Here is a 24,631-nt window from a genome sequence, read left to right as displayed (position 1 = left end):
TGAATCCCGACAAATTCAAGTTCCGAAACAGAAGTGATGGAAGTCATGCCGATCCCGCAAGCCCCGAACCGGGGGCGTACGCATCGGAGGGCGACAGCCTGCCGGAAGGATTCGTAAGGAATGCCGCCGAACATGGCCGGGCAGACGTCGGCACGTTTCGCATGGCGCTGGTGCACGAGTTGCGTGCGCCGCTCCAGGTGTTGCAGGGACATCTCGATGCGCTGTGGGACGACGCCGGGGAGATCGCGGGGGCGACAGGCGCATCCGGGCCTCGCGCGCGGCTGGGCAACATGCGAAGCATGCTCGATGTGCTCGCCGGGGCCGTAGACGATGTTCTGTATCTCGGGCAGGACGACGTTGCGCAGTTGCCGCTGCGAGAGGCGGTATTTGAAGTGCGCCAGAGCCTCGATGCCGAAGTCGGTGCCTTTGCCGAATTGGCACGTCGCAAAGGACTCGATCTGACGTGCGAGATCGCGGACGCGGTGCCCGTCTTCTTGTGGGGCGACAGCGCACGTCTGCGGCAGATCTTGCGCACGCTGATCGATAACGCGTTGAAGTACACGGAGTTCGGCGGCGTCGCGGTGCAGGTCTCGTGGGCGTGCGAAGCCACGGGTTCGGATACGGCGGACGACGCCGATTTGCCAGACGACGATGACACCGTTTGCACCCCGCATCTGACCGTTCGCGTCGCCGACACGGGGCCGGGCATTCCGGCCGGGATGGAAAACGCGGTGTTTGCGGCGTTCTCCCGCGCGCAAACGTCGGCGAAGGGCACGGGGCTTGGGCTTTGGGTCGCGCGCCAGTGGACGCGGCGTCTGCGGGGTACGCTTTGTGCAGAGCCGTGCGCGTCAGGTGCGCGATTCCGATTGACGGTGCCATTCGCGCTGCCGGGAGGCGGTGCGACGGCCAAGGCCAGGGATGACGTGCCTGCCGAAGGAGGTGCAACGTTACTTGAGGCGCCGGTGCGCGGGGCTGAGAGAGAGGTCGTCGACGTGGCTGTGCGCCCCGGATTGCAGGCGCTTGTCGTGGACGACCATGTGATGAATCGCAGGATTCTGGCCGACCAGTTAGCGTCGCTCGGATGTCACGTCGCCAGTGCGCAAGACCTGACAGACGCGCTCGTGCAATGGATTGCGCTCGACGTCGATGTCGTGCTGACCGACGTCCACCTCGACGGCGTAAGCGGTCTGGCGCTCGCGAAGGCGCTGCACGCACTCGCCCCGATGCTGGGTCGTCGGGAGCCGGTCGTGTACGCAGTGACAGGTTCGGTGGTGGAAGCGCGCGCCGCCCGTGAGGCCGGGCTGGACGGGGTGCTGACCAAGCCGGTGTCGCGTCAACGGTTATCGCAAACGCTGGCGGTGCGCTGGCCTGCGCTGGCGGAGGACGATGATGGCCTCGCCCCCGATGTGACGTGCCGTGTCGGCAGCGATGCAACATCGCCGGTGGCTCAATCGCTCGGCCACGAAGAGAGCTTGCCGAAATCGAGGTCGTCGCTCAGGGACGACCCCTACGCGCGACGCATGATGCGAGATGAAATGGCGAAGGATCTGGCGCGCTTTCGTCGTCTTTTGGCAAGACGCCGTCGCGAAGATCTTGAAGCCGCTCAGGGCCTCATTCATCGCATGCGCGGCGCGTGCCGCATGTTCGGCGATCCGGCGTTGACCGAGCGGTGCGACCGGCTCGCCGAGAGGCTGGCGAACTGCCGACGCACTGCGCAGGGTTCAGGGGACGACAGGTGATCGGAAAGGATCCGAAAGCGTCAGATGTAGCGCCAGACGGCGAGATAATGACAGACGGTGCCGCCGATGGCGAAGAGGTGCCAGACGAGATGCCCGAACTTGATGTGTCCGTCGAGCGAATAGAAGATCGCCCCGATGGTGTAGGCGGCACCACCGGCATACAGCCATCCGGCGCCGGGACCGGGAATGGCGGCCAGCACCGGCCCGGCGACGAGCACGGCCATCCAGCCGAGCCCGATGTAGAGCAGCGTCGAGACGAGCGGGCGGTCGAGCAATCCGAGCGATTTGGCGATGAGCCCCGCGATCGCCATCGCCCAGACGCCGGTGAGCAGGGGCCAGCCCCACGGGTCGTGCAGGATCTTGACCGTGAAGGGCGTGTAAGTGCCGGCAATGAAGAGAAAGATGGCGCAGTGATCGACGCGCATGAACACGCGCTTCGCCCGGCCGTCCGGTAGCCCGTGATACAGCGCGGATGCCAGATAGACCACGACCATCGTGACGGCGAACACGCCGATGCCGATCTGCTGCACGGCGCTCGGCAGCGGCGGGCGTACGGCGGTGAAGAGAAACGGGATCGCTGCGAGCGCGGCCAGACAGGCGAGGCCGTGGCTGACGCTGTTGGCGAGTTCTTCGCTGCGGGTCTGCGCGCGGGCAACGGCCCTCGCCGTCGGTGTAGCCGTGGTCATGCCGTCCTCATCGGGGAGTCGTCAGTGATTTCCGTGCGGTGCCATCAGTGATGCGTCTCGTGCCACTTGCGAACGGCAGCCATCGTGTTCTGTACGTGCTTGTCCGGATCCATGCTGACGTAGCTGTAGATCACGCGGCCGTCGGGAGCGATCACGTAGGAGATGCGATTGGCGATGTCCGGTTTGAGGGCGAGTACGGCGTCGTACGCCTTCATGATCTTTTGATCGGTGTCGGCCGCCACGGCAAACTTGCTGCGGCACTCGGACACGGAGAACTTATTGAGCGTGTCGATGTTGTCGTGCGAAACGCCGATCACCGTCGCGCCCATTTCCTTGAACTTATCGGTCGCTTCGGCGAAGTCATGTGCTTCGATCGTGCACCCGGTGGTGAATGCAGCGGGGTAGAAGTACAGCACGACGGGGCCCTGTTTGAGCGCGTCCGCGAGCGAGAACGTGAAGACTTTGCCGCCGAGCGAGGCTTGCGCCTTGAAGTCCGGCGCCGACGCGCCATTCTGCAATGCCGCATGGGCGGGGATCATGCACCAGGCCGTGACACCGACAATCGCGGCAGCGGCGGTCATTCCTAACCAACGTTTCATGCAAGGCTCCCGAAGTGGATGCTTAAGGATAGAGGCTTGCGGGGACGCTGTCCAACGTGCGCCGCGTCGTTGACGAGAGCATATGCGCCTCGTGACGTGGCGAACCGCGCCTTGTTTATCAGGACGATCGAAGGATGCCTGATGTTTAGCGGGCGGCCTACAAGCGGCAGACGGACGGCAGATAGTTTACGGTCGGATTTGTGACATGAATCCGTCAGCACAGCGTCATGAATTGCCGGAGGACGCGTTGCTGTGCGCGCCGGGCTGTGCGCTGCCGATCGGCAGCACCGTGGTGGACTTGATCTGAGAGAGCGCAATCATCGAGTTCACTTCCTGCACCATCGGCAACTGGGAGAGTCGCTCGAAGAAGAAGCGCTCGTAGGCGTCGACATCGCGCGTGACGATGCGAAGCAGAAAGTCGACGTTGCCCATCAGCACATGGCATTCCAGAACTTCGGGAAAGTCCTGAATCGCCTTGGAGAATTCGGGCAGTGCGTTGCGGTTGTGTCCCGCGAGTTTTACGTGGGCAAACAGCATGACGTTCAGCCCGACCTTCTTACGGTCGACTAGCGCCACGCGCCGCTCGATCACGCCTTCGGCATCGAGCCGGTCGATGCGTCGCCAGCATTGCGATTGCGACAGCCCGATGCGCTCGCCGATCTGCGCTGCGGAGAGCGAGGCGTCTTCTTGCAGAATTGCGAGGATTTTTTCATCGAATTCGTCAATTTGCATGATTTATTCCTGAGAATTGGTAAATTTGAATGAAGCATGTGAAATTGACGCGGTTTTGTCAACGATACGCGAAGCATTTACCGTTCGAACCCCGTAGACTTCACCCATCAGTAATATTCGCCGCAACGATCCCCTCCCGTTCGACTGAAACAGCCGGAAAACACGTACCCATGAAACTCGATTTGACTCTGCCCGCTGCCGAAACCGCGACCGGTGCCGTCGCCCAGCCCCTTGCTCCGCTGTCTGCCAAAGGTGCAGACCTGATTGCGCGCACGCTGGTCGACATTGGCGTCGACACGGTGTTCTGCTACCCGGGCGGGGCCAATCTTGAAATGCTCGATGCGCTGTCGCGCGTATCGATCACGCTGGTGCGTACCGAGCATGAGCAAGGCTCTGTCTTTGGGGCGCAAGGCTATGCGCGCGCGACTGGCAAGTTGGGCGTCTGCCTGGCGACGTCCGGCCCGGGGGCGACCAATCTCGTGACGGGCATCGCCGATGCCGCCAGCGATTCGGTGCCGATCCTGGCCATTACCGGCAACGTCGCCACGCACTGGCTGGGCAAGAACGCCTTCCAGGAAGTCGATATCGTTGCGATCACCAAGCCTGTCACGAAGCTCGCGCGTCAAGTGCGAGAAGCGCGCGACATCCCGGCAGCGGTGCGAGAAGCGGCGGCGTGTGCGCTGGCCGGACGTCCCGGTCCGGTCTTGCTCGACTTCCCGAAGGATATTCAGCAGGCACGTCCGCAGCAGCCGACGGATAAGCGTTCTACGTCCGCAGTGCCTGCGGGCATGAGCGACGAGACGGCACAACGCATTGCTGCATTGCTTGCGCAGAGCGAGCGGCCGGTGCTCTACGCCGGTGGTGGCGTGATCGCGTCGGGGACCAGCGCGCAACTGGTTGCGCTGGCCGAAGCGCTCGATTGCCCGGTCGCGCTCACGATGATGGGACTCGGTGCGGTGCCCGACGACCATCGCCTGTTGCTCGGTCCGTTGGGCATGCACGGCGCGTATGCAGCGAACGTCGCGGTCAACGAAGCCGATCTCGTACTCGCGCTCGGCGTGCGCTTCGACGACCGGGTGATTGGTGACCCCGCTTCGTTCGCGCGTCACGCGAAGATCGTCCATATCGACGTGGATGCCGCCGAGATCGGCAAGAACAAGCCGGTGACGCTGGGCGTGCATGCGGATCTGCGTGACGCCTTCGCCGGTCTGCTGGCGCACGCCAAACGGCGTGACGTGCCGTCGTGGCACGCATATTTGCGTGAGCGTCGCGACGCACACCCGTTGCGTGCGCCGCAGGCGGCAGGCGAGGCGAGTGTCGGCAAAGATGCCTCGGTGCTGACCGGCGTGGACGTGATCGCCGCGCTGGCGGCGCTGCTGCCACCGGAAGCGGTGGTCACGACGGGCGTGGGACAGCACCAGATGTGGGCCATGCAGCACCTGCGCTTGCGCGAGCCGCGCACGTTCCTGTCGAGCGCCGGATTCGGCACGATGGGGTTCGGTTTGCCTGCGGCCATCGGCGCGAAGGTCGCGTTGCCGGACGTGCCGGTGATCGATATCGACGGCGACGGCAGCCTGAACATGTCCGTCAATGAGCTGTCGACGTGCCGTCGTTACGGCCTCGGCGTCAAGGTGCTGGTCATCAACAACCAGTGGCTGGGCATGGTGCGGCAATGGCAGGACATGATTTATGCGCGCAACCGGGTGGCGTCGTCACTGGTCGACCCGAACGTGCCCGATGGCGCCGACGACGGGCGTCCGTATCCGGATTTCGTGACGATTGCGGCAGGATATGGCGTGGCAGGCGCACGCGTCACTCGTGCCGAGGAACTGCCCGCCGCATTGGCGCGCATGCTGGCCGACCCGAGCGAGCCGTATTTGCTCGATGTGCTGGTCGCTCGCGAGGACGACGTCTACCCGATGATTCCGGCGGGCAAAACGTATCGCGACGTGGTTTTCGGGCCGGGGCAGGCCGCCGGACCGATTGCAGCGGGAGCATTCTGATTTTGCCCGGCGGCGCGGCCCCCTCCGAATGGCACCGTTACTCGCAGGCTGTGCCACAACGTGGATGTCGCGCGACCCGGTGTTGGCCTCGTGTCCGTCCGGTCAGGCATTACCACCTCGTGAGAATTCTGCCCCGCGTCGCGAGATCGCAACGAGGAAACCCGCTTTGGCGGGTTTTTTTCGTTTCAAGGGCGGCGAGGAGTATCATTGCGCTCTTTCTGGAATCCTCGCCAAGGAAATTACTATGTTGACGAAGCGCCTGGTGCTGGCCGCCGCTTGTATTCTGACGACCTTTGCCGCGCTGCCGGCAGCGCAGGCCGCCGATCCGACCTACACCGTCGGCGCAGGCGGCACGTATCGCCCGTTCGAGTTCGAGACGCCGCAAAAAGAACTGGTCGGCTTCGATATCGACATCATCAAGGCGATCGGCAAGGCGGGTGGTTTCAACACCAAGCTGGTGAGCACCCCGTGGGAAGGCATCTTCGCCACGCTCGATCAGGGCGATCGCGACATCATCATTTCTGGCATCACCATTACCGACAAGCGTCGTGAAATGGTCGACTTCTCGGCCCCGTACTTCCCGGCCGATCAGGTCATCATTACTTCGCCGGGCGCGAAGGTCGCCGGTCTGGCCGACCTGAAGAAGCTGCAGGTCGGCGTGGTCAATTCGAGCACCGGCGACATCGCCGTCTCGGAAGAGCTGGGCAAGGCCAGCACCGCTATCCGTCGCTTCGACAACACGCCGCTCATGCTCGAAGAGCTGTATCGCGGTGGCGTGGACGCCGCAGTGGGCGACGTCGGCGTGATCAAGTTCTACATCAAGAGCCATCCGGAAAAGCCGTTCAAGCTCGTCTACGACAACAAGTTCAAGCGCCAGTACTTCGGCATCGCCGTGAAGAAGGGCAACAAGGTCGCGCTCGACAAGATCAATACCGGTCTGAAAAAGATCGTGGCCGACGGCACTTACGCCAAGACCTACAAGCAGTGGTTCGACGCCGACGTGCCGACGTTGCCGCAACAATAATCAACGCGTGTAACGTCGCGCCACGCGCGCCAGAGATTCTGGCCACTCGCGGCCCGTGAGCTGATCGTCATTTATCGACGTCAACCCCCGGGCCGCGAGCGTTTTTCCGCCGGTCAGACCGGTTCGTTTCATTTTGTGAGAAAGGTGCTTCATGGGTGGGTTCCAGTGGAACATCATCAGCGAATACATGCCTCTGTTCGTCGAGGGCACGCTGATGACGCTCAAGTGCACGGTGATCTGCGTGATCGCCGGCACGCTACTTGGGCTCGTGCTTGGCGTTGGCCGTCTGGCCGAGGCGCGTCACGGCTTCTATAAGTATTTCCTGCGCTACGCGGTGCAATTCCCCGTGCGCTTCTACGTCAGCTTCTTCCGCGGCACGCCGCTGTTCGTGCAGATCCTGCTGATCCACTTCGCGTTGATGCCCTTGCTGATCAACCCGTCGGGCGGCTTGATCGTGAGCGGCGATTTCGCCCGCGAAATCCGTTCGCAGTACGGTGCGTTCATGTCGGCCGTGCTGGCGATCTCGCTGAACGCCGGCGCCTACGTATCGGAAATCTTCCGCGCCGGTATTCAATCGATCGACCGCGGACAAGCCGAAGCGGCCCGCTCGCTCGGCATGACTTACATGCAGACGCTGCGCAAGGTAGTGCTGCCGCAGGCGTTCCGCCGCATGCTGCCGCCGCTGGGCAACAACGCGATTGCCATCGTGAAGGACTCGTCGCTCGCATCGGCCATCGGTCTGGCCGAACTGGCGTACGCCGCACGCACGGTGTCGGGGGCTTACGCGCGCTACTGGGAGCCGTATCTGACGATTTCGCTCATCTACTGGGTGATCACGCTGGTGCTGTCGGCATTTGTTCAACATCTGGAAACGAGGTACGGCAAAGGTGATCGTCGTCAATAACCTGCAAAAGCAGTACGGCGAGGCGCACGTACTGCGCGGCATTTCGTGCCGCATCGAAGAAAAGGAAGTGGTGTGCGTGATCGGGCCGTCGGGCTCGGGCAAGAGCACCTTCCTGCGCTGCCTGAATGGACTGGAAGACGTGAGCGGTGGCGAAGTGCTCGTCAACGGCTTTCACGTGGAAGATCCGAAGACGGACATGAATGCCATGCGCGCCAGCGTCGGCATGGTGTTTCAGCGCTTTAATCTGTTCCCGCATATGTCGGTGCTGGAGAATCTGGTTCTCGCGCCGATGCAGGTCAATGGCATCAAGCGTGATGAAGCGGTGACCATCGCCGAACAGTTGCTCAAGAAGGTGGGCCTGCTCGAGAAGATCGACGCCTTCCCGAATCAGCTCTCCGGTGGTCAGCAGCAACGCGTGGCGATTGCCCGAGCACTCGCCATGCAACCGAAGGTCATGCTGTTCGACGAACCGACCTCGGCGCTCGACCCGGAACTGGTTGGCGAAGTGCTGGAAGTCATGAAGTCGCTCGCCGAAGAAGGAATGACGATGGTCGTCGTGACGCACGAAATGGGTTTTGCCCGTGAAGTTGCCGACCGCGTGTTCTTCATCGATCAGGGCGTGATCATGGAAGAAGGTCAGCCCGAGCAGATCTTCACGGCGCCGAAACATGAGCGCACGCGCGAATTCTTGCGCAAGGTCCTGTAATTCTCACGATTGCGGTGCGCGCAAAGGTATATCCGCGCGCCGCATCTGATTACAATGCGAGGGTACGCGCGCTGAGTGACCGGAGTGACTTAAGGCCCCGGCGCGTCGCAGGCACCCTGAGCGCCCCGCCAGGTTTTTTCACAGGGCAGTGACCTTTGTCCGGGCCTGCCCCGCAATCGCAGATTGCACTCCGATTTCACGAGGTAGTCATGAGCCAGCAAATCGCTGTGACCCGCCAGACGTTCGACGACGTAATGGTGCCCAATTACGCTCCTGCCCAGATGGTGCCCGTGCGCGGCGAAGGCTCGCGCATGTGGGATCAGGAAGGTCGCGAGTATGTCGACTTCACCGGCGGCATCGCGGTCAACGCGCTCGGCCATGCCAATCCGGAACTGGTGAAGGTGATCGAAGAGCAGGCCCGCAAGGTCTGGCACATCGGTAACGGTTACACCAACGAGCCGGTGCTGCGTCTGGCCACGGCGCTCACGCAAGCGACGTTTGCCGACAAGGCGTTCTTCTGCAATTCGGGGCTGGAAGCGAACGAAGCGGCACTCAAGCTGGCGCGCCGCTACGCCTACGACCACGCCGCCGAGCGGGGTGGCAAGGAAAAGAGCGAGATCATCTCGTTCTACAACTCGTTCCACGGCCGTTCGCTGTTCACCGTGAGCGTGGGCGGGCAGGCCAAGTACACCGAAGGTTTCGGCCCGATTCCGGCCGGCATCATGCATCTGCCGTACAACGATCTGGAAACCGTTCGTGCGACGATTTCGGATGCCACGGCTGCTGTCATCGTCGAACCGGTGCAGGGTGAGGGCGGTGTATTGCCCGCCGATCCCGAATTCCTGAAGGGTCTGCGCGAACTGTGCGATCAGCACGGTGCGTTGCTGATTTTCGACGAAGTGCAGACTGGCGTCGGTCGCACCGGCACGCTGTACGCCTACGAACAATACGGCGTGACGCCGGACATCCTGACGACCGCCAAGGCGCTGGGCAACGGCTATCCGATCGGTGGCATTCTCACGACGAGCAAGATTGCGGCAAGCTTCTCGCCGGGCACGCACGGTTGCACGTACGGCGGCAATCCGCTCGCGACGGCCATCGCCGGTCGCGTGCTGGAGCTGATCAACACGGCCGAGACGCTGAACGGCGTGAAGGCGCGTCACGACCATTTCATCAAGGGTATCGAGGCGATCAACGCGCGTCATGGCGTGTTCGATCAGGTGCGCGGTATGGGCCTGCTGATCGGCGCCGTGCTCAAGCCGGCGTTCGCCGGTCGCGCCAAGGACATCGTCGTCGAATCCGAGAAGAATGGTCTGATGCTGCTGGTGGCGGGCGGTGACGTGGTGCGTTTCGCGCCGTCGCTGAACATTCCGTTCGCCGACATCGACGCCGGTCTCGCCTCGCTGGAGAAGGCGGTCGCAACGGTGGCCGCCACGGCGAAGGCCGCTTAAGCGCACGACGCGGCGAACGTAACAAGACCTGCGCCGATGCACAGGACTTCGGGCCGGACCGACGAATGACGTCGCTCCGGCCCTTGTTTTATCCAACTCACGGGATGCTTCCATGACGCGTCAATCGAAAGCGACGGGGACCTCCGGCGTTCCAGCGAACACTGGTGCGGCCTCCTCTGACGACATCGCCGCGAATTCGCTGCGCGTGGTGCGTCTCGCGCGTCCCGCCGATCTGCCCGCCCTGCTGGCGCTGGCGGCGCTGGCCGGTCCGGGCATGACGTCGTTCAAGCCCGACCGGGCGGCGCTTGAAGCGCGTCTGGCGCGCGTGGCGGCGAGCGTCGAAGGACATGCGCCTACGGCGGAGCAAGGCTATCTGTTTGTGATGGAGGACGTCGGGACCGGCGAGACCGCGGGCGTTTGCGGACTGGAAGCGGCCGTCGGCCTGGACCAGCCGTTCTACACCTATCGCAAGGACACGATTGTCCACGCGAGCCGGGAGCTGAATGTCTGGTCGCGCATGCTGACGCTCTCGCTCTCGAACGATCTCACCGGCTACAGCGAACTCTGCTCGCTGCTGCTCGACCCGAAATGGCGCGGACACGGCAACGGCGCGCTGCTCTCGAAGGCGCGCTTTTTGTTCATGGCACAGTTCCCCGAGCGATTCGGTCCGCACGTGTGCGCCGAGTTGCGAGGCTTCTTCGACGACGAGGGGCAGAGCCCGTTCTGGCAGTCGCTCGGACAGCACTTCTTCAAGATCGACTTCGATCAGGCGGACTACCTCACGTCCATCGGCAAGAAGTCGTTCGTGGCCGAACTGATGCCCAAGTACCCGATCTACGTCGACTTCCTGTCGCCGTCGGCGCAAGCGGCCATCGGCGTGACGCACCGCGACACGCTGCCCGCACGGCGTCTGCTGGAGCAGGAGGGGATGCGCTCCGGGGCGCACGTGGATATCTTCGACAGCGGGCCGGTGCTCGAAGCGCGTGTGGCCGATTTGCGTGCCGCGCGCGACAGCCGCTATCTGACGGCGAACATTGTGGTCCCCGCAGGCGAGGACGGCAGCCCCGTTCCGGCGACTCCGAACGCGGAACCGTATCTCGTGGCGTGCCTCGGCCTGGAAGGCTTTCGCGCGACGCTGGTGACGGGTCGCCCCGAGCGTCGGGCGTTTGCGCTCAGCCCGCTCGCCGCGCAGGCGTTGGGCGTGAAGACCGGCGATCGCCTTCAGGTCTTGCCGCTCAAACCGCCGCGCGCCGAAGCGGTCTGATCCCGTTCGGCACCAATCGCCGCGACGATTCCCGTGAGGGCCACTCAAAGTAACGGTCGCCTCGGGATACGCGCGCGAATGCGACGCATTGCCGCAGCGATGGCGGGGCGATCGCGGGTGTCGTTGCAGAAGCGCCAGTGGGCGTGCGGGCGGAGAATCGAGGTCGGATGATGCTTGTCAAAGCGCGTGCGGATGACACAAGCATTCGCGTATATTTCACTTGATCTCACGTCGCAGCCGTCTCTAGAATGGGTTCTTGACGCCCATCTGGTGTGCCCATTCATACCCAAGGTGTCGAAGGTGTGTGATAGGTGCCCGTCGTCCGGATTCGCTACCTGCGGATATTTCACGAGAGGGATGCCATGCTCAGACTTCTGTCGAAATACTGGTGGTTGCTTGTGCTGCGCGGTGTGTTGGCCGTGATTTTCGGTATCGCGGCCTTTGCGTTACCCGGCGTGACGATTGCGGTGCTGGTGCTGTGTTTCGGCGCGTTTTCGTTTGTGGACGGGGTCTTCTCGCTCAGCGGCGCGTGGAGTGCGCGCCAGGAGCATGCCGATTGGTGGCTGCCGTTGCTGCAAGGCATCGCGAGCATAGTGATCGGAGTCCTGACTTATCTCAACCCGGCGTTGACCGCCGTTGCGTTGCTTATCTATATCGTGGCCTGGAGTTTTGTCACCGGCGTGTTGCAGGTGGCTGCCGGTATCGCGCTGCGTCGCGAGATCAAGGGCGAACTGTGGGTCATTCTCTCCGGTGCCTTCAGCATCCTGTTTGCCATCTTCATCATGTGGCAACCGGGCGCGGGCGCGTTGGCGCTGATCTGGGCCATCGGGTCTTGGGCCATCATCTGGGGCGCTTTGCTGGTGCTGGCAGGTTTCAAACTCCGAGGTGCCGCGCATGGCGCGCCGCATGCGTCGCCGGGACACCTCAGGTCGTAGTCGCAGCGTCTTCGTTCGTCCGCATGGGCGCCGAGCGCCCGTCGCCGACGGCTTCCCCCGGCAACCTGCGGGTTGCCAGACGTCAGGAGTGTCAAATGGCTTTGAACCATACGCGTAACACCCTCGGTGAGAAGATCCGTATCGAATCGGTCAACCAGCTCAATCGCGGGCTAATCAACGGTATCGATGTGCAGCGTCAGGCGAAGCAGGCGCACTGGAACGTGCACGGCCCGGGCTTCATCGAGCTGCACTTGCTTTTCGACGAGGTTTATAACGCGGCCATCGAGTGGGCCGATCTGTGCGCCGAGCGTCTGGTGGCGCTGGGTGGCGTGGCCGATGGCCGCGTACAGACCGTTGCACAGAAGACCGAATTGCCGACGTACAAGAACGAGTTCAAGCGCGGTCTCGATCATGCCGCTGCGTTGGCCGAAGCCCTTGCGGCCTACGGTGAGATCATTCGCGGCCTGATCGACGCGTCCGCCGAGATCGGCGACGCCACCACGTCGGACGTCTTCACCGAGATCTCGCGCGGTGTCGACGATCACCTGTGGAAGGTGGAAGCGCACCTGCGCGGCGAGTGACGATATGCCCGGGCGCCCGAGCGACGAACCCATCTTTCGACGTCGACGGTTCCGCCGATAGTTCTGCATCACAGACGACGAAGAACGCGCGCGCCGCTTGAGCCGGAGCGCGCGTTCTCACGTTCTCGGTCTCGCCGTTTTCCACGCTGTCTTACTCACCCACGGAGCCGCCATGACCACCCGTAACCTGAGCCAGATGTTCCAGCCGAAGTCGGTCGCCGTGATCGGCGCGTCCAATCGCGAGCGACGTGTGGGGACGACCGTGCTGCAAAACATCGTCGACGGGGGCTTCAAGGGCGACATCTATCCGGTCAATCCGAAGTATTCGACGCTCGCCGGTCTGAAGTGCTACCGAGACGTCGGCGATCTGCCGCAGGCACCCGACCTCGCGGTGATCTGTACGCCGCCGTCGACTGTGCCCGATCTGATTCGCGACCTGGGGGAGCGCGGCACGCGCGCGGTGGTGGTGCTGACTTCGGGGCTTGCAAGAGAAAAGGATCGTCAAGGCGTGACGTTGCAGGATCGCATGCTCAAGAATGCGAAGCCGCACGTGCTGCGCATCCTCGGGCCGAATTGCATCGGACTGCTGAGTCCCGGCATCGGCCTGAACGCCAGCTTCGCGCACATGGGCGCACGCGCTGGCAAACTCGCGTTCGTCTCCCAGTCGGGGGCGCTCACGACAGCGGTGCTCGATTGGGCCGACGCGCGCGAAATCGGGTTCTCGCACTTCGTGTCGATGGGCGACAGTGCGGACGTCGACTTTGGCGACATGCTCGATTATCTGGCGAGCGACCCCGGCACGGACGCCATTCTGATGTACATGGAATCGATTCGCGATGCGCGCAAGTTCATGTCCGCCGCGCGCGCCGCAGCACGCAACAAACCGGTCGTCGTGATCAAGTCGGGACGCGTGCCTGAAGGTGCGCAGGCGGCGGCGTCGCACACCGGTGCGCTGGCGGGTTCGGACGACGTGTACGACGCCGCGATCCGCCGCGCGGGGATGTTGCGCGTGGATACCACCGACGAACTGTTTGCCGCCGTCGAGACGCTCGCGCGCCTGCGTCCGTTCGCAGGCGACAAGCTGTCGATCATGACCAATGGGGGTGGGGCGGGCGTGATGGCGACCGACGCGCTGGTGCTCGATGGCGGCAAGCTGGCCCATCTGACGGATGAGACCCGTGCCGCGCTCGACGCCGCATTGCCGAAAACGCTGGGCCGCGCGAACCCGGTGGACATCGGTGGCGATGCGAATCTCGAACGCTACACGGCCACGCTTGCCGCGCTATGCGAAGACCCCGAGACGGCGGCGGTTCTCTTCATTCAGGCACCCACCGCCGTCATGCCGAGTCTCGATATGGCGAACGCGCTGGCGGCGCTGCCGCGTCCGTCTAAGAACGTCTTCACCTGCTGGCTTGGCGGAGAGACGGCCGAGCGCGCGCGCCGCATCTGCCGCGAGGCCGGGCTGCCGACCTACGACACGCCAGAGAACGCCGCGCGTGCCTTTCTCGAAGCGGTCAACTATCGACGCAACCAGGAGTTGCTGATGGAAACGCCGCCCTCGATTCCGCCGGGCTTTGCGCCGGACGTCGCGCGCGTGCGCGCCATCGTCGACAGCGCCATGCGTGAAGGGCGCGACTTGCTGACCGAACCGGAAGCGAAAGGTGTGCTGGCGGCCTATGGAATTCCGGTGGTCGAGACGCTCGTTGCCGAGACGCCGGAGCTAGCGGGCGAAGTCGCGAAGGGCATCGGCTTTCCTGTCGCCGTCAAACTGATTTCGCCGGACATCACACATAAGTCCGATGTGGGCGGCGTGGTGCTCAACATCGAAACTGCAGAGCAGGCGAGCGAAGCGGCTCGCCAGATCGCCAAGCGCGCACTGGCCGCGAAACCGGGCGCACGTGTGACCGGCTATTCGGTGCAGCGTATGGCGAACGGTGCCGAAGCGTTCGAGCTGATCGTGGGGGTGGCGACCGATAGCGTCTTCGGTCCGGTGCTGCTGTTCGGGCAGGGCGGCACGGCTGTCGAAGTTATCGCGGATCGCACCATCGGGCTGCCGCCGCTGAACCTGAACCTTGCGCGCGACATGGTGGCGCGCGCCCGTGTGTCGAAGTTGCTCGCAGGCTATCGCAGCCGTCCGGCCGCCGATCACGAGGCGATTTATCTGACGCTGGTGAAGCTTTCGCAACTCGTGTGCGATGTGCCGGAGATCGCCGAGCTGGACATCAATCCGTTGTTCGCCGATGCACATGGCGTGTTGGCGCTCGATGCGCGAATTGTGGCGCGCAAGCCGTCGCTTCCCGGGCACGGACGCTTGTCGATTGCGCCCTATCCGCAAGAGCTGGAGAGCACCGTCGATGCTGGCGGAAAGCCCGTGCGCGTGCGTCCCATCCGCCCGGAGGACGAACCGGCCTACAACGCATTCTTCCACACGCTGACACCGCAGGACGTGCAGTTCCGCTACTTCGGTCTGATCAAGGAGCTGTCGCATTCGCAGATGGCGCGCGTCACGCAGATCGACTACGACCGGGCGATGACGTTCGTCGCCACGGAAAAGGACGAGGCGGGCAACACACGATTGCTGGGCGTGGTGCAGGCAATGGCCGACCCGGACAATACCGTGGCGGAGTTCGCGGTGACGGTGAGTCCTGCGGCGCAGGGGCGGGGGCTGGGGCGCGCGCTCATGGAGCATATCGTCGACTACAGCCGCAAGCGGGGCACCGGGGAACTCATCGGCTATGTGCTCACGGCAAATACGCGTATGCTGACACTCGCCCGTCATCTCGGCTTTGTCGAAGACAAGGAGATGGAAGCGGGCATCGTTCATATCCGGCTGCCGCTGCAACAGACGGCGCAGGCGCGGGAGGCACGCAAGGGCTGACGGTCGCGAGGGTGGCGGCGGTGGCGTGCGAAGTGCCCGGCGCTCGCGCCACGCGCAGAGTGCAGAGTGCAGAGTGCAGGGCGGCCGTCTCGACCAGGAAGACGCATGCTAGTGAACTGTGTGGCCTATGAGGATGGCCGCAAGATTGCCGATCTGCACCCCGATGAAATCTCGGACTATCTCGAACGTCCGCACTGCTTTGTCTGGGTGGCGCTCAAGGATCCCGGTCCGGGCGAACTGGCGCAGATGCAGCACGAATTCGGCCTGCACGACCTCGCCGTCGAAGACGCCCAGCACGGGCATCAGCGTCCGAAAATCGAGCAATACGGCGACTCGCTCTTTGCCGTGCTGCACGTGCTCAATAAGGATGCCGACGGCGATTTCACACTTGGCGAAGTCGCGATTTTTGCGGGACACAACTATGTGCTCTCGGTGCGCTCGAACGCCACGCAGGGACTGGGCGCAGTGCGTGCCCGGGCAGAGAAGGAACCGCATTTGCTGCGTCAGGGCTCCATCTTCGTCCTCTATGCCCTGATGGACGCCATCGTCGACAGCTACTTTCCCGTGTTCGACGACCTCGAGGCGCAGCTCGAAGCCATCGAAGCGCAGATCTTCACCCCGAACGCGCCGAACAAGGGGCGCGCGATCATCGAGGATCTGTATCAGCTCAAGCGCCGGCTCATTACGCTGCAACACGCGTGCGTGCCGCTCATGGAAGCCGTCAGCAAGTTATTCGGAGCGATGGCGCCCAAGCTGTGCGGTGGCATGCAGGAGTACTTCCGCGACGTCTTCGACCATCTCCAACGCATTACGAAAAATATCGATCTGCTGCGTGAAATGGTCACGACGGCGCTCTCCGTCAATCTCGGCATGATTTCGCTCTCCGAGAACGAAACGACGAAGCGGCTCGGGTCGTTCGCAGCGCTCTTTGCCGTGCCGACGATGATTGCCGGGATCTACGGGATGAATTTTGCCGACATTCCCGAGTTGAAATTCCAATACGGGTATCCCGGCTGTATTGCCGCGATGGTTGTCATCGATGTCTTGCTATTCATGAAATTCCGTAAGGCCGGCTGGCTGTGACGACCCTTTCGAGGCCGTGAAGACCCGAGGGCGGGGCACGCTATCTGTGTCAGGCGCGTGTCCCGGCAAGCGTTGCTACCCGGGTTGTTGCCCGGTGGCAACGTGTGGTGCGACCTCCATTTTTTGCAGTGACCGGCGTTGAATAACTGTTCTAGAATGCGCTCAATGCCGCGTCAGACGGCTGCCAAGGGTTGAGAAGAACAACAAACCGCCAGGCAAGCAAATAGGGGTCAGATATTGAATGCACCACTTACGGGGATCCGCGTCATTGAGTTCTGTCGTGGCGCGGCGGGTGCCTATTGCGGCATGCTGCTTGCCGACATGGGCGCGGACGTCATCATGGTCGACGATCCCGTCGACGATATTTCCAACGAATTCCAAAGCACGATCAGCGAATCGGCGCAGGTCGGATTGCGTCGCAACAAGCGCTCCGTCGCGCTGGATCTGCTGACGCTCGAAGGGCGTAGTCTCGCTCAAACGCTGGTGCGCGGGGCAGACGTCGTCATCGAGTGCCTGCCACCCGGCACGTTGGCGCACGCCGGGCTTACCTACGATGCGCTGTCGACTGTGCAACCGCATCTCGTCTACGTTTCCATTTCCGCATTCGGACAGGATGGCCCACGCTCCGTGCCGCAGCCGGGGGTGCCTGCGCTTGAGGCGCTCAGGGGCATGCTGGGAGTGGCGCCAAGCGGCGCCGAGCCTCCGCGCGATCTGCCCATTGCCGATCTGGCCGCAGGACTGTATGCCGCATTTTCCGTCTCGGCTGCGCTCGTCGCAGCGAAGCAGCAGGGCGTGGGCGTGCACATCGATGTGCCGATGCTCGGCGCGACGCTGGCGATTGCTGCGCTGAGGGCGGGTGACGCCGGGGCGGAGGCTGCGCATCGCGCAGGACTTGTGCCTGCCGCCGCCATGGCCGGAGCGGAAGCGGGCAACGCGGCGCAGACCGACGCCGAAGTGTCGACCAGGGCGCGCCAGCGCCGGGTGCTGGCTGACGCAGCGGGCCATGGCAAGGTGTCGCCGCTGGCGGTGCCGCTTTCCGCGCCGCTATCCGACGGGGACGAGCGTTTTGGCGGCCCGTCGGCCCCCTGGCCTACCTTCCGGGCGCGTGACGGGTACTTCGGCATGGATCTCGACGCCCAGACGCATTGGGAGGCGATTTGCGCCCTCGTGCACCGGGTAGATCTGCTCGACGACCCGCGCTTCGGTAGTGCGCGGGAGCGGGCACGCCATCAGGCGGCCTTGCGCGACGTGCTCGAAGCGGTATTCGTGCTGGAAGACCGCGATGCCTGGCTCGCGCGGCTGGTGGCCGTCGGCGTCCCGTGCACGGAAATCAGCACCTATTCCCGTGTGCTGTCCGATCCCCAGGTGGCTCATATGGGCTGGGTGCGACCGATGGTGCTGCCCAGCGGCGAGACGACCCACACGATCGTCTCCCCTGTGCGTCTTAACGGACAAAGCCCTGTTACACGTCTCGATCCACCCGCGCCGGGCGCTCACACCGGAGCCATCATCGCGGAACTTGACGCCGATCTCGGCGCGGAGTTCGGTGCCAGCGAACGGCCGGTCCATATCAGTGTCCGGACATCGACGTCATAGGCATTTTGGTTGTTTCCCGCATTTCAGACACGGCGGCGCTCAGGGAGCGCCGCTTTTCTTTTCTGTCGTCGGACGCTTCTATATAATTCTTCGTCATAAGTTTATGACATATAGTGATTTGGATTCGGTGTCAGATCACTCTCTGCAGGATACCGCCCATGTTCCCCGACCTTTCGAGTGCTTCGCCCACGGCAACCCTGCTTGGGGCAGCGGTCGGACTGGTGTTGGGTTTGACGGGAGCGGGGGGCGGCATCTTTGCGGTGCCGGCGCTGGTGTTCGGACTCGGTTGGGGCGTGCCGCAGGCGGGGCCAGTCGCCTTGCTTGCCGTGGGCGCGAGTGCCGCCGTGGGCAGTGCTCAGGGATTGCGGGCCGGTATCGTTCGCTATCGGGCGGCAATGCTGATGGCGGGCATCGGGGTTTGTCTCGCGCCGCTGGGCTCGTTGATGGCGCATCGGTTGCCGGAGCGGTGGCTTGTCGGGTTGTTCGCCATGGCCATGCTGATTGGGGCCGCGCGAATGTATCGGGCGTCTCGAGGTGGAGCGCGTAGTGCGGGCGCGGGGGACGCTGCGGGGGCGTGTACACCGTTGCCACCTTGTCGGATGGACCCCGCGACAGGGCGCTTGCACTGGACTCGGCGAGTGGCGAGCACGTTGGGTGCGATCGGTGCCATCTCGGGCTTTGCGTCGGGGCTGCTCGGCGTTGGGGGCGGTTTCGTCATCGTGCCTGCATTGCGGCGTTTCACCGACATTTCGGTGCACGGCGTCGTGGCGACGTCACTCTTCGTCATCGCACTGATTTCTGCGGGCACGGTCGCCAGTGCGTGGTGGCATGGCATGCATCCGGGAACGCAGGGGTGGGTGTTTGTCGTAGGCGCTGTGGCGGGCATGTTGCTGGGGCGTGCGCTCTCGCCACGTCTGGCCGCATCGCGGCTTCAGCAAATCTTCTCTGCGCTCATGACCATCGTGGCATTCGGCATGGTCGTCAAAGCGTTTGGCGCTTGAATCTATTTATTCAAAGTCGCCAAGTCTCTTCGGTCCTGGATTTCCTTCACCTTATCTCCCGCTTTAATCGTAGTTAATAGAATTTCATCGAATTTAATTGCTGCCGGTATCGGCGGGGTGGACGCGCTTTGCGTATTGCGATCAAAAGATAGGAGGTATTTCGAAAGTCGCCACGTCGTTCGAGTGACCTCTTGCCGTTTCGGCGCCGGCGTATCACGCCAGGTGCGGCCTGTGGCTGACACGACTGGCATCTTTCAAATGAATTTTTTCCTCATTTGCGTGTCAATCGGAACGCTGCCTGAGCGTTCGAGCTACGTCATCTGAGTTATTTCCGCACTGAATTCGATGGCGACGCGCGGGGCGTGTAAGGCGCGAACGGTATTCCTCCTAATTTGGACTAGGATGTTTCCTATAAAGAGATCCAAAACGGTAGGGTTTTGTAGATTTATCCTATATTTCCGCTGGTCGTGAAAATGACGCGTAACGTTCCTTTGTCACGCGGCGAGACGATTGGTAATGGACCGATGACCCCAACACACGTTGACGCTTTCCTGCCCGGCCAATCCTCTTGCCCAATTGCCACACAAGCAATGGGACGGCGCGCTGTGACGACACTAATAAGCTTTGGCAGCGCGCTGGCGATGGCGCTGCTTGCGGGATGTAGCGAATACAAAGCGTCGACGGCGAATGTGACGGGCATCACGACGGAATCGGCGAGCGACGGGGCTTCGCTGGCGCGAGTGGAGCCCCCGGTTGCGTCATCGCCAGAGGTCGAAACGCGGATGCGCCCGGTCGCAGCTGCGGTGAAGCTGAGCGATACGCCGAGGGTAGGCGCGGTGGTGCGCGGCTCATACCGATGGATGGCGGATTGGCCTGAGACCGATAGCGTACATCTGTGGGAAGCAGCGGCCGGACCGACGCGCATTCGCGTCGTCGGACGGGCGCGCGAGATGATGCCCTCGGCAGGTTTGCGCGGCGTTCGCATTCGTTACTGTGTCAAGCCGGTTATCGGCGCGGGCACAACTCAGTTGACAGGGCACAAGACGTGCTCGGCGTGGACCACCGTCGATGAACCGCGTGCGGTCGTCGCCGGGCGTGCCGGGAGCGCCGGATAAGGCAGGCAGCGGGCGAGGGGCCTTGAGCGGCCCACGCGCCGGACTGTCGGGTTCCGCAATCGTCGCCCAGCAGCAATGCGGTCACGCCTTCGTGACCAACGCGTGCGTCGGCAAGACGCACATTCCTCTTTTGGGAAGCCATGACGCGAAGACACGGCGAGGGATCGCGCGCGCCCACGGCTGACTTCTTTTAAAAGGATCCAGCAAATGATGGTAAAGATTCTGATTGCGGACGATCACCCGATCGTCGCCTCCACGCTACGTGAAATGCTGTCCCCGGACCCGGGTTTTCACGTGCTGCCTCCTGTCTCGAATTCGACCGAGTTGTTCAAGGCGCTCGAAACGAATTCGGTCGACGTCCTCATTACCGATTACTGCATGCCCGGTGGCGCATTCGGCGATGGCCTCGTCATGATCAACCGCGTCCGTCGCAAGTATCCCGACGTCAAGATCATCGTGTTCACGTCGATCGAACAGCCGGCCATTATTCACGCACTCGACAGCTGTGGCGTGTTGGGTGTGATGACCAAGTCCGACGACCTGCGTGAAATCACCGTGTGTGTGGAGCGCTGCCGGCGCGGTATGAGTTATCGCGGTGGACGCGCCGAGCAGATTCTCGAGGAGCAGATGCGCCGCAAGCCGACGGCGCGCCGCCCGCTCTCGCCCAAGGAAATGGAAGTGTTGCGGATGTATCTGGATGGTCAGAACGTGTCGCAAATTGCGGGTGCGCTCAAGCGTTCCGCCAAAACGATCAACAACCAGAAACGCATGGCCATGTGCAAGTTGGGTTGCCGCACCGACATGGAGTTATTCAAGCTGCACGTGTCGAGCCCGGTTCAGTTTGCGCGTGACGGCGATGCCGAAGCGCCGAGTGCCGCCTGAGTCCGCCCCGACCACAGACGTTGGAGTCTATGCCTGCCAGAACGATGACGCGCGACATCGCGATCGCGGGCCGCCTGCTTCGCATTGGTGGCCTGCTGGCCCTGCTGTTCGGTTTGTCGGTGTGGGTCGCAGCGGTCTCCTATGCGCTCTTCGGCACCCTCTGGCAAAGCGGACAAAAGACGGAGTCGTTCTTTGCGGCTGTCGGGCGCGAAATCCGGGACCTCGAGATCTTCAACGAACAGGCTCGCGCGATGGCGCAGGCGACCCAGGCAAGCACCGTGCGTCCCGGCGGTGCTACGCAGGCGCTGACCGACCGCATTCTGAAGCCGCTGATCTCCATGCCGGCGGGCACTGCGCGGCGCATCAACGGCGTGGGCTGGGACAGCGAATTCGAAATCGTCAAACTGGCGGAAATCACGCAAGAGCGCGCAGCGTTGCTCGCGCGTCTGACGTTGCGCCTCATGGTGCTCGACGCCAACTTCTGGAGTCCGCTCGACGCACAGGACGAGACCTTCATCATCTCCGCAGACGGAGCGTTTGCGACCTATCGTCCCGCCGTTGGCCGCGAAGCATTCAGCCCGGCCGACCTGGCGCGCGACACGCAGGCGATTCTCGCAGAAATCAACAAGGTCGAGCGCTATCACGCGCGTATCCGGGGCAACAGTGAAGGTCCGTTCTGGACTTACAACTACACGCATCCTGTCACGCATCTGAAAACCGTTTCGAGTTTCGTGCCGATCCGCGATCTACACGGCCATCTGGTGCTTTATGTCGGCACCAGCATGTCACCGGATATGATCGTGCCGCCACGCATGCGCAATCTTGAACGTTCAGGCGAAGCGCTCCAGCTGATTTCGGACGATGGCCTTGTCATTGCGAGCGCCGGGCTTCCGATGTCGTCCTTGGGTTATCTGCGTACGCTGGTTACGCTGCCGCTCTTTGGCGGCGCGCAGATGACCTTGCGCTCCGACGGTCAGCGTCTGGTGTTCGAGCGGCGATTGGCATCGACGCCGTGGTTCGTGCGTTACGCCGTGCGCCCCGCGCAGTTGCTGAAAGAGAACGCGACGGTGTTGCTCGGCGCGACGTTGCTATTGCTCCTGTACGCTGGCGGCGTCTATGCTGGCATGCGTTACATGCGTCAACGCATCATCGAACCTGCGCGTCAGCGCACGACGGCGTTGCTGGAGCGCGATGCTTTCACCCAGACGCTTATCGAGACGGCACCCGTCGGTATGGCGATCATCGATCCGTTCGAGCCGGCCGTGGTGATGAGTAATCCGGCGTATGCCGGTACGGTCGATTTGCTCAGACATCTTGGCGATGGCGAGCTGACGCGGATGTACCGTCAACTGCACAGCGGCGTGGCGGCACGTCCCGTCCGGCGTCTCCTCAGTGCGCTCGACGACGCGGGTGAGCGCCACTACGCGGTGAGCTTCGTCGATACGGTGTTTCGTGAGCAACCGGTGTTGATCGGCACACTGTCGGACGTCACCGAACAGCGCCGCTTCGAGCTGGAGCAACGCAAGGCACGTCTTGCTGCGGAGAGCGCCAATCGCGCGAAGGACGTGTTCCTTACGACCGTCAGCCATGAGATGCGCACGCCACTGTACGGCACGCTGGCGTCGCTCGAATTGCTCAGTGCGCAGAACCTTGGCGACGAGCATCGCTATTACGTGGACGTGATGGAGAGTTCGACGCGTAATTTGCTCGATCTCATCAACGATCTTCTCGATTATTCACGCATTCAGGTCGGTCGCTTCGAACTGAATTCTCGCGATTACTCGCTGCTAAAGGAGCTTGAGGCGGTGGGGTTGTCGTTCACAGGTCGCGCGCGTTTGCAGGGCCTCACGTTGGACTGGATGATCGATCCGCTCCTCGTTCGTGCGGTGCACACGGATGCGCTGCGTCTCGGACAGGTCGTGACCAACCTTGTCGGCAACGCCATCAAGTTCACCGAAAAGGGACACGTGGCGTTCAGTGCAATGGTGACGCGCTCGGATATGCAGGGCTGCGACGTGGCCTTTACGGTGGGCGATAGCGGTGTAGGCATCGCGGCTGCCGATCTTGCCGATCTGTTCCGGCCATTCGGCAAGAGCACCACCGAGCCGGGCATGCAGCATGGCACGGGGCTGGGGCTGGCGATTTCGCATCAGTTCGTCGGTATGCTCGGTGGTGTTCTGGCCGTCGACAGCGAGCAGGGGCAGGGCACGACCATGCGCTTCACGCTGCATCTGCCGTGGGCCCCCGATAGCGAGGCCCCGGTTGTCGTGGATTCGCAGGAGACGTTCGCTTATGTGAGCGCATTGTCGCGTCGTCACTGGTACCTCGATGCGTTGATCCGTCGTGCGGGTTTCGTCCCGGTTCGATATGACGACGCCGTGTCGTGGTCGACGGGGGCCGGTCGCGAGCAGGATTCCGGTCTCCTGATGTTCGCTGACGAATGGCCGGTGCGTGGCATGGCGGGCGCGGAAGTCTACTTACTCCGTGCTACGCCGGTGGACCGTCCAGCCGGAAGCACACCGACGTGGCCGCGCGACATCGCCCTGCTGCAACAGGCCGAACTTTGGGAGGCGCTGGGCGCTACGCCACGCCCGGGCCTGTCGACCAACGCCGACCTTCCGGTGCCGGGCACGGTCAATGCACAGACGCGCGTGAGGCCGTTGGCCGGTTGGTACGTGCTGGTCGCAGACGATCATCCGATCAGCGGCATGTTGCTGTCACGTCAGTTGGAAGGACTCGGCGCGATGGTGGATTGCTATCACGACCCTCGCGAAGCGCTCGACGCGTTCGATGCCGAGTCGCACATGCTCGTTATCACCGATGCCAACATGCCGCACCTCTCCGGGCATGCGCTGGCGACGGCGATCAAGGCACGTGCACCCCATGTGCCGGTGGTGGTGGCGACGGCCGACGTCACGCTGCGCAATGATCGCGAGGCAAAATCGCCTTACGATGCGGTCGTCTACAAACCCGTGGACGCCCGTTCGTTGCTGCGGGTCATCGAACTGGTTCGCTCGCGCTACCCGTCGCTTTGCGTAGAGATCGCGCCGTTGCCGGCGTCGTCGCGACTGATCGAGAATGCCCCCAGACCTGTGCCTGAGGCGGCGTCACCCAAGGACTGGCGCTTGCCCTTGTCGGACATGCTCGACACCTTTGTCAAGATTGCGGATCAGGACATCGCGAATTGTCGGGCGGCGCTCGCCGAGTCTTCACGCGAGACACTCCGCCACTCGGCGCACCGGCTGCGTGGAGGCTTCATGGCGTTTGGTCTGAGTTCGCTGGCGTCCCTAGCCGCACAGGTCGAACATCTCGCGCCGCAGGCGTCGGTCGGACAGATGGAGGCGGCTTTCGACGCACTCGATACGGCCTGGAACGATTGGCTGCGCTCACAAGGGCACGCTATCGCCAGCGACGCGTGAGCGTGAGGTAGGAAGGGATCGCGGCGGGTGGAG

General features: G+C 63.0%; 19 protein-coding genes. 16 read left to right on the top strand and 3 right to left on the bottom strand.

The window, feature by feature from the left end; all coding sequences use genetic code 11:
* Positions 1–161: 161 nt before the first annotated feature.
* Positions 162–1,739, top strand: a complete 1,578-nt coding sequence (locus MB84_RS13515; protein WP_046292154.1) for an ATP-binding response regulator — start codon at positions 162–164, stop codon at positions 1,737–1,739.
* A 20-nt stretch (positions 1,740–1,759) separates the two neighbouring features.
* Here MB84_RS13515 and trhA read toward each other — a convergent pair whose 3' ends face one another.
* From trhA to MB84_RS13500, 3 genes are all read right to left on the bottom strand, one after another.
* Positions 1,760–2,425 (bottom strand): PAQR family membrane homeostasis protein TrhA, encoded by a 666-nt coding sequence (trhA, locus tag MB84_RS13510; protein WP_046292153.1) that lies wholly within the window; start codon positions 2,423–2,425, stop codon positions 1,760–1,762.
* Positions 2,426–2,469: 44 nt separating this feature from the next.
* Positions 2,470–3,024 (bottom strand): peroxiredoxin, encoded by a 555-nt coding sequence (locus MB84_RS13505; RefSeq protein WP_046292152.1) that lies wholly within the window; start codon positions 3,022–3,024, stop codon positions 2,470–2,472.
* A gap of 225 nt (positions 3,025–3,249) precedes the next feature.
* Positions 3,250–3,756, bottom strand: coding sequence for an Lrp/AsnC family transcriptional regulator (locus MB84_RS13500; RefSeq protein WP_046292151.1), 507 nt, complete (start codon positions 3,754–3,756; stop codon positions 3,250–3,252).
* Positions 3,757–3,926: 170 nt separating this feature from the next.
* Here MB84_RS13500 and ilvB point away from each other — a divergent pair, with 170 nt between their 5' ends.
* The 15 genes from ilvB (at position 3,927) to MB84_RS13425 (ending at position 24,598) form a co-directional block, all read left to right on the top strand.
* On the top strand, positions 3,927–5,759 hold the full coding sequence (ilvB, locus tag MB84_RS13495) for a biosynthetic-type acetolactate synthase large subunit (RefSeq protein ID WP_046292150.1): 1,833 nt from the start codon (positions 3,927–3,929) through the stop codon (positions 5,757–5,759).
* A gap of 244 nt (positions 5,760–6,003) precedes the next feature.
* A complete protein-coding gene (locus MB84_RS13490) occupies positions 6,004–6,783 on the top strand; it encodes a basic amino acid ABC transporter substrate-binding protein (RefSeq protein WP_084009778.1) in 780 nt (259 codons plus the stop codon).
* Between the two features lie 151 nt (positions 6,784–6,934).
* Entirely contained in the window at positions 6,935–7,687 is a 753-nt protein-coding gene (locus tag MB84_RS13485) for an amino acid ABC transporter permease (protein WP_046292149.1), read from the top strand.
* Positions 7,671–8,393 (top strand): amino acid ABC transporter ATP-binding protein, encoded by a 723-nt coding sequence (locus MB84_RS13480; protein ID WP_046292148.1) that lies wholly within the window; start codon positions 7,671–7,673, stop codon positions 8,391–8,393. The genes MB84_RS13485 and MB84_RS13480 overlap by 17 nt, the downstream gene beginning before the upstream one ends.
* Before the next feature lie 209 nt (positions 8,394–8,602).
* Entirely contained in the window at positions 8,603–9,844 is a 1,242-nt protein-coding gene (locus MB84_RS13475) for an aspartate aminotransferase family protein (RefSeq protein ID WP_046292147.1), read from the top strand.
* A gap of 199 nt (positions 9,845–10,043) precedes the next feature.
* Positions 10,044–11,108 (top strand): arginine N-succinyltransferase, encoded by a 1,065-nt coding sequence (astA, locus tag MB84_RS13470; RefSeq protein ID WP_046293787.1) that lies wholly within the window; start codon positions 10,044–10,046, stop codon positions 11,106–11,108.
* Between the two features lie 362 nt (positions 11,109–11,470).
* Positions 11,471–12,043 carry an HdeD family acid-resistance protein gene (locus tag MB84_RS13465; RefSeq protein WP_046292146.1) on the top strand — a complete coding sequence of 191 codons (573 nt, stop codon included), beginning with the start codon at positions 11,471–11,473 and terminating at the stop codon, positions 12,041–12,043.
* Positions 12,044–12,138: 95 nt separating this feature from the next.
* Positions 12,139–12,624 carry a DNA starvation/stationary phase protection protein Dps gene (gene dps / locus MB84_RS13460; RefSeq protein WP_039398040.1) on the top strand — a complete coding sequence of 162 codons (486 nt, stop codon included), beginning with the start codon at positions 12,139–12,141 and terminating at the stop codon, positions 12,622–12,624.
* A 172-nt stretch (positions 12,625–12,796) separates the two neighbouring features.
* Positions 12,797–15,502: a bifunctional acetate--CoA ligase family protein/GNAT family N-acetyltransferase gene (locus tag MB84_RS13455; RefSeq protein ID WP_046292145.1), complete on the top strand. Its 2,706-nt coding sequence runs from the start codon at positions 12,797–12,799 to the stop codon at positions 15,500–15,502.
* Positions 15,503–15,607: 105 nt separating this feature from the next.
* A complete protein-coding gene (gene corA / locus MB84_RS13450) occupies positions 15,608–16,585 on the top strand; it encodes a magnesium/cobalt transporter CorA (RefSeq protein ID WP_046292144.1) in 978 nt (325 codons plus the stop codon).
* 237 nt (positions 16,586–16,822) lie between these two features.
* Entirely contained in the window at positions 16,823–18,181 is a 1,359-nt protein-coding gene (locus MB84_RS13445; RefSeq protein ID WP_084009777.1) for a CaiB/BaiF CoA transferase family protein, read from the top strand.
* A 158-nt stretch (positions 18,182–18,339) separates the two neighbouring features.
* On the top strand, positions 18,340–19,182 hold the full coding sequence (locus MB84_RS13440; RefSeq protein WP_046292142.1) for a sulfite exporter TauE/SafE family protein: 843 nt from the start codon (positions 18,340–18,342) through the stop codon (positions 19,180–19,182).
* A gap of 473 nt (positions 19,183–19,655) precedes the next feature.
* Entirely contained in the window at positions 19,656–20,297 is a 642-nt protein-coding gene (locus tag MB84_RS13435) for a hypothetical protein (protein WP_157122719.1), read from the top strand.
* Between the two features lie 207 nt (positions 20,298–20,504).
* Entirely contained in the window at positions 20,505–21,179 is a 675-nt protein-coding gene (locus MB84_RS13430; RefSeq protein WP_046292140.1) for a response regulator, read from the top strand.
* Between the two features lie 29 nt (positions 21,180–21,208).
* The gene (locus tag MB84_RS13425; RefSeq protein ID WP_084009776.1) at positions 21,209–24,598 is read left to right on the top strand and encodes a hybrid sensor histidine kinase/response regulator; all 3,390 of its coding nucleotides are present in this window, start codon (positions 21,209–21,211) and stop codon (positions 24,596–24,598) included.
* Positions 24,599–24,631 lie beyond the last annotated feature (33 nt).

The sequence above is a fragment of the Pandoraea oxalativorans genome (assembly GCF_000972785.3).
GTDB lineage: Bacteria > Pseudomonadota > Gammaproteobacteria > Burkholderiales > Burkholderiaceae > Pandoraea > Pandoraea oxalativorans.
The sequence above is the reverse complement of the archived record's forward strand: the minus strand, read 5'-3'. Positions and strand labels throughout refer to the sequence as shown.